This is a genomic window from Amycolatopsis arida (assembly GCF_900115565.1).
Taxonomy (GTDB): domain Bacteria; phylum Actinomycetota; class Actinomycetes; order Mycobacteriales; family Pseudonocardiaceae; genus Yuhushiella; species Yuhushiella arida.
The window spans coordinates 1-1,385 of record NZ_FOWW01000022.1 but is presented as its reverse complement, the minus strand read 5'-3'; the positions used below and the strand labels follow the sequence as shown (position 1 = coordinate 1,385).

Genomic DNA, 1,385 nt, shown 5'->3' with positions numbered 1-1,385 from the left:
ACGATGGGCGCGGATGTCATGTGTGAGTGACACGGCTTCGGCGGTGTGCTTCAGCCCCGCTACATTATCGGCGCAGGACCACTTGACCAGTGAGCTATTACGCACTCTTTCAAGGATGGCTGCTTCTAAGCCAACCTCCTGGTTGTCTCGGCAATCCCACATCCTTTCCCACTAAGCACACACTTCGGGGCCTTAGCCGGTGTTCTGGGCTGTTTCCCTCTCGACGACGAAGCTTATCCCCCGCCGTCTCACTGCCACGCTTCACACACCCGTATTCGGAGTTTGGCTGACTTCGGTAAGCTGGTAGGCCCCCTAGGCCATCCAGTAGCTCTACCCCAGATGTGAAACACGCGACGCTGCACCTAAATGCATTTCGGGGAGAACCAGCTATCACGGAGTTTGATTGGCCTTTCACCCCTACCCACAACTCATCCCCCAGGTTTTCAACCCTGGTGGGTTCGGGCCTCCACACCGTCTTACCGGCGCTTCACCCTGGCCATGGGTAGATCACCCCGCTTCGGGTCTAGACCACGCGACTCCACCGCCCTCTTCAGACTCGCTTTCGCTACGGCTACCCCACACGGGTTAACCTCGCCACGCAGCACTAACTCGCAGGCTCATTCTTCAAAAGGCACGCCATCACAACCACCAACGATCGCTCTGACGGCTTGTAGGCACACGGTTTCAGGTACTCTTTCACTCCCCTCCCGGGGTACTTTTCATCTTTCCCTCACGGTACTCGTCCGCTATCGGTCACCAGGAAGTATTTAGGCTTACCGGGTGGTCCCGGCAGATTCACAGCAAATTCCACGAGCTCGCTGCTACTCGGGAACACCACCACAACATGTGACAATGGTTTTCGCGTACGGGGCTCTCACCCACTCCGGCCTGCCATCCCAAACAGTTCCACTAACCACCACACACGCCCCCGACAGTGTCAGCTGTCGACAGGTGGGTCCCACAACCCCGCGCACACAACCCCTGACAGGTATCCCATGCACGCGGTTTAGCCTCCTCCGCTTTCGCTCGCCACTACTCACGGAATCACGGTTGTTTTCTCTTCCTACGGGTACTGAGATGTTTCACTTCCCCGCGTTCCCTCCACACGCCCTATACATTCAGACGGTGGTGACACCCCACAACGGGTGCCGGGTTACCCCATTCGGACATCCTCGGATCCCAGCTCGGTTGACAGCTCCCCGAGGCTTATCGCAGCCTCCCACGTCCTTCATCGGCTCCTGATGCCAAGACATCCACCATGTGCCCTTAACAACTTGACCACAAAGATGCTCGCATCCACTCTACAATTCTCAAACACCACACCCACAAGACCACACCACACCACGCAGTGTTGCCTCAGGACCCAACAGCGCACCAGCAAACCC

General features: G+C 57.5%; 1 rRNA gene. It reads right to left on the bottom strand.

Annotated features, from left to right (window positions below):
- Nucleotides 1-1,280, bottom strand: a 23S ribosomal RNA gene (locus BM051_RS29520); the annotation flags it as partial.
- Between the last annotated feature and the right edge of the window lie 105 nt (nucleotides 1,281-1,385).